Here is a 5,008-nt window from a genome sequence, read left to right as displayed (position 1 = left end):
CAATACGATAACGGTAAACGGCAATGTTTATAGTAAACGGGTAGAGCTTCGTTTTTCAGGGGAGGATACCACTGTCTGCGATTTTATAACGATTCCCCAAGGTTCTTTGGAAGAGGGCAACTACAGGCTCAATGTCTTTGAGGACCAAAAACTACTTTCCACTACCGAATTTGAATTGAAATAAGTTTTCTACCCTAATTTTAAGTTGTCTGAGGGTATTTCTTCCCCGTGAACATTGTATGGGTACTAAATTTCGATTTACTAGTGTCTCGCATAAGCGATCTTCTCTTTTTTATGGAGGCTTGTTTAAAATTTGCTGGTACGAAGCGGATAGTAGCTAACCAATTTTAATCAAGTTCAAAATAAGTTTCCAAGACCGTATCTAAAATTCTATTTTTGCCACATGGCAAAACAAGATGACGATTTTAAGCGGGTAATTTCCCATGCGAAAGAATACGGATACGTATTCCAGTCCAGTGAAATATATGATGGATTGAGTGCGGTCTACGATTACGCGCAGAACGGTGCCGAACTCAAAAAGAACATTCGGGAGTATTGGTGGAAGGCCATGATACAGCTAAATGACAATATCGTGGGTATCGATGCGGCCATTTTTATGCATCCCACCACGTGGAAAGCGTCCGGACACGTCGATGCCTTCAACGATCCTTTGATAGACAACAAAGACTCCAAAAAACGCTATCGTGCCGATGTGCTCGTCGAAGACCATGTCGCCAAAATCGAGGCCAAAATCGAAAAGGAAGTGGCCAAAGCCGCCAAACGCTTCGGCGATACCTTCGATGCAGCAGAATTTCTTGCCACCAACCAGCGCGTGGTTGATTATCAAGAACAGGCTACTGCCATATTAAAAAGGCTTGGGAAATCTTTGGCGAACGAAGATCTCGCAGATGTAAAGCAATTGATCGAGGAACTTGATATCGCTTGCCCAATGTCAGGTACTAAAAACTGGACAGAAGTAAAGCAGTTCAACCTTATGTTCGGTACGAAACTGGGTGCCACCGCAGAAAGTGCGATGGACTTATACCTGCGCCCCGAAACCGCCCAAGGTATTTTCGTCAACTTTCTGAACGTACAGAAAACGGGACGAATGAAGATTCCCTTCGGCATCGCCCAAACGGGAAAAGCCTTCCGTAATGAAATCGTTGCCCGGCAGTTTATCTTCCGTATGCGGGAATTCGAGCAGATGGAAATGCAATATTTTATCAAGCCCGGCTCGCAACAGGAATGGTACGAAAACTGGAAGAAAACCCGAATGAAATGGCATCTGTCCTTAGGCTTGGGCGAAGAGAACTACCGTTTTCACGATCATGAAAAATTGGCGCACTACGCCGATGCCGCTTCCGATATTGAATTCCGTTTTCCCTTTGGATTCAAGGAGTTGGAAGGGATACACTCCCGAACCGATTTCGATTTGGCCAGCCATGAAAAACACTCGGGTAAAAAATTGCAATATTTCGATCACGAAACCCGCGAAAGCTATGTGCCTTATGTGGTAGAGACCTCGATCGGACTTGATAGGATGTTTCTGGCCGTTTTCTCCAATTCCCTTCAAGAAGAGGAACTCGAAAACGGTAGTACGAGAACCGTGCTGAAACTGCCGGCAGTATTGGCTCCGACAAAAGCCGCCGTCTTCCCTCTCGTCAAAAAGGACGGCCTCCCCGAAATCGCCCAAGAAATCATCGAAGACCTAAAATGGGACTTCAATGTCGAATATGACGAAAAAGATGCCGTAGGCCGTCGGTATCGCAGACAAGATGCAGCGGGTACGCCATTCTGTATCACTGTCGATCATCAAACACTGGAAGACAAGACCGTGACGATACGGCATCGTGATTCAATGGAACAGCAGCGCGTGGCAATCGATGCCTTAAAAAGGATTATTCATGAGGAAGTCGACATGAAGGGGTGGTTGAAGCGGATGGACGTTTCATAACTGCCACCCCAACCGCAAACTCCCATAAAAATTCCGAGGATTTCCGGGATAATAGTAGCGGGGTTCGCCGCCGAAACTGCCGGCGTTGATCAGCACTGACTCCGCGTACTTTTCATCGAGAATATTATTGATGCCAAAATCGATTCCAATGGTGAATTTTTCCGATAGAGGTTTGCGATAGCCCATTCGCGTCGTGAAAACGACAAAGGCTTCGCTTTGTAGGGTGTTGGCATCTGTTAAGGGTATTTCGGAAATGTGCCGGTGCGCGATATTCCAGTAGAAACCATTGAGAAATCGGGACTGAATCCCTGCGGTACGCAGTTGTTTGGGAACACCGGTCAAGGGGTTTCCGGAGAAATCTTCGCCTTCATCAATAAACTCTACGAATTGGTGGTCATTAAGGGTAAAGCTTAGAAAAGGGGCTATTTGCAGCTTTGGACTGATTGTCCACGTGTAATCCATAGCGATTTCGATGCCACGATGACGGGTCTTGCCGGCGTTTTTACCGATAAATTGGTCCTCAGCCACTCGTTCGGCGACTAGTAGATTGCGAACGTCCATTTGATAAACGGCCATGTTGAGGTGAAATTTGCGGTCATTAAGGTACAATTCCGTGCCCAGTTCGTAGTTCGTGCCTGTTTCTTGGGCAATATCGGGGTTGATAGCCCCTTCGGGTGTCAAGGTCTGCTCTACGGTGGGGTTCGAGAAACCACGGCTGACATTGGCAAACAGACGGGCGGCCTTCGAAAATCGATATTCTAGATCGAGACTGGGAAGAGCGATGAGGTCGAAATCACGATTGGCAGTGGTGTTATCCGTTCCAATATTGAAACGGTCGCGGAAATCGTATTTTGTTTTGTTGATGGCTAGCCCCAGTTGTGCCGAAAATGCATCCGTAAAAGGCAACAGTAGTGTTCCGAAGCTGTTGAGCTGGGTTCGGAATTCCTTGTTGTCGGCAAATCGGTCTCCCTGAATGCTTCCGTTGATGGGTTGTTCGAGTGTTCGGAAGAGTGACCAATTGTATTCATCTTTATAGAGCTCCGCGCCCAGGTTGTATTCAGCGCTTTGATTTAAGAAACCGAAATTTCCGGTAAACCGAGTCCGAAATCCATAGCCGTTGGTGATTTCGTCCAAAAAACCTAGGGGCGAGGGGCGGCGTTCAAAATGATCGAGGTAGGAGTAAAAGATACTGGTGCTGTTTTTAAGACGGTCATTGAACGAATGCGCATAGTTGATGCCGACCAAGGTATAATTGTTGGTCTCAAAACCCTCAACCCCGCCCCAATTCGCGGCCGCCTGTTTCGGGTTCTCGGCAAATGCCGTTGCGCCTATCGAACTGGCAATATTCGCCGTGTAATCGATATGGTTCACCAGCAAGGCCATTTTATTCTTTTCATTGATTTGGTAGGATGTGTTCAGTAGTAAACCATCCCTTTCAAATTGGCTGTTGTCGCGGTAACCGTCCGTTTCCAAATGGCCGTATTGCAATCCCAGTCGGAGCTTTCCATCGTAGTGGTTGAACGAAAGATTATCCTTTAACAATCCAAATGAACCAACCGTAAAGTTGTTCGAAAGGTTCGTAGATTTTCCAAGGGCTTCTTTGGGGTTCAAGATAATGGCGCCTCCTAAATTCGCTCCAAAAGCCGTGCCTTTAGGCCCTTTGATGACTTCCATCTGACTTAGGTTTTCAAGGTCGAAAGCCTCGATGGTCGAAAAGCCCGAGCCATCGGTTACCGGAATATCGTTGTAATAGAGACGGAGCTTATCGGTTCCGAAAAGGGTACGTGCACCGATGCCGCGAACGGTTATCCTATTCGTATTCAGTGCGCCCGACAATACATATACGCCAGGAATCTGGTTCATGGCCGAGGTAAGTTCAACGGGACTATAATTCTGGAATATCTTTGCCGCAATGATGTCAGAAGGAACGATACCCGTTGCGTTTTTTACTTTTAGGGCATCCAATAGAATAACTTCGTCAAGCTGGGTAATACTATCGTTCTCTATCGGATTTTGGGCAAATGCAAAACAAATGGAAATAAAGTAAATCGGAAAAGTAAAATTGCGCTTCATGTACAAATTTTGGAACCTCAAAAATAGCAAACTTAAATGGCTTCTTATCCCACAATGTTTATTTTCGCAATCAATTCGACTGATTTATGAAAATAGTATCGTATAACGTAAACGGCATCCGCGCCGCTTTGAATAAGGGGTTTTTAAACTGGCTGCAGGCCGTTGATCCCGATGTGGTCTGCCTTCAGGAAATCAAGGCCATGAAAGACCAACTCGTACTCACGCTTTTTGAGGAGGCCGGTTACCCCTATCATTATTGGTTCAGTGCCCAGAAAAAGGGCTATAGCGGGGTGGCCATCCTATCGAAAACAAAACCGGACCATGTAGAAATCGGGACAGGCATCGGTTATATGGATTTCGAGGGACGCAACCTGCGCGCCGATTTTGACGACCTATCCGTAATGAGCCTGTATTTACCTTCTGGTACCAATCTGGCCCGGTTGGAACATAAACTGACCTATATGGCCGATTTTCAGGCCTATATCGATGGATTGCGGAAAACCCATCCCAACTTAATAGTGCTGGGCGATTATAATATTTGCCATGAAGCTATCGATATCCATAACCCGGTAGGGTTGAAGAATGTCTCCGGCTTCCTTCCCGTCGAGCGCGAATGGATCGGTAATTTTATCGATAGCGGCTTTATCGATAGTTTCCGACAGTTCAATGCTGAACCGGACAATTATACGTGGTGGAGCTATCGTGCCAATGCCCGAAACAATAACAAGGGCTGGCGGTTGGATTATGGTATGGTCGCAGAGCCTTTAAAAGACCGGTTAAAACGTTCGGTAATCCTATCCGATGCCAAACACAGTGATCATTGCCCGATTTTGTTGGAAGTGGAGGCTTGATGAATATAATTCGTAAATTTGGGCGCTTCAAATAACAACGACTTATCAAAACCCCATGATCTACACCACCCTGCCCCATACCGATATCGAAGTCAGTAAAATTTGCCTCGGCACCATGACCTGGGGCAAT

Annotated in this window: 3 protein-coding genes and 1 pseudogene; 3 read left to right on the top strand and 1 reads right to left on the bottom strand. The window is 46.3% G+C overall.

Annotated features, from left to right (window positions below; all coding sequences use genetic code 11):
* Together ACEW8S_RS09220 and ACEW8S_RS09215 are read left to right on the top strand one after the other, a co-directional pair.
* Positions 1 to 184, top strand: a pseudogene (locus ACEW8S_RS09220) (hypothetical protein); the annotation flags it as partial.
* A 219-nt stretch (positions 185 to 403) separates the two neighbouring features.
* On the top strand, positions 404 to 1,954 hold the full coding sequence (locus ACEW8S_RS09215) for a glycine--tRNA ligase (RefSeq protein WP_373517862.1): 1,551 nt from the start codon (positions 404 to 406) through the stop codon (positions 1,952 to 1,954).
* On the opposite strand, the gene ACEW8S_RS09210 is transcribed toward ACEW8S_RS09215, so the two are convergent.
* The gene (locus ACEW8S_RS09210) at positions 1,949 to 4,027 is read right to left on the bottom strand and encodes a TonB-dependent receptor family protein (protein WP_373517861.1); all 2,079 of its coding nucleotides are present in this window, start codon (positions 4,025 to 4,027) and stop codon (positions 1,949 to 1,951) included. The genes ACEW8S_RS09215 and ACEW8S_RS09210 overlap by 6 nt on opposite strands.
* An 86-nt stretch (positions 4,028 to 4,113) precedes the next feature.
* On the opposite strand from ACEW8S_RS09210, the gene ACEW8S_RS09205 reads away from it, so the two are divergent.
* Entirely contained in the window at positions 4,114 to 4,878 is a 765-nt protein-coding gene (locus ACEW8S_RS09205) for an exodeoxyribonuclease III (RefSeq protein WP_373517860.1), read from the top strand.
* Positions 4,879 to 5,008 lie beyond the last annotated feature (130 nt).

Source organism: Pricia sp. (assembly GCF_041745955.1).
GTDB lineage: Bacteria > Bacteroidota > Bacteroidia > Flavobacteriales > Flavobacteriaceae > Pricia.
The sequence above is the reverse complement of the archived record's forward strand: the minus strand, read 5'-3'. Positions and strand labels throughout refer to the sequence as shown.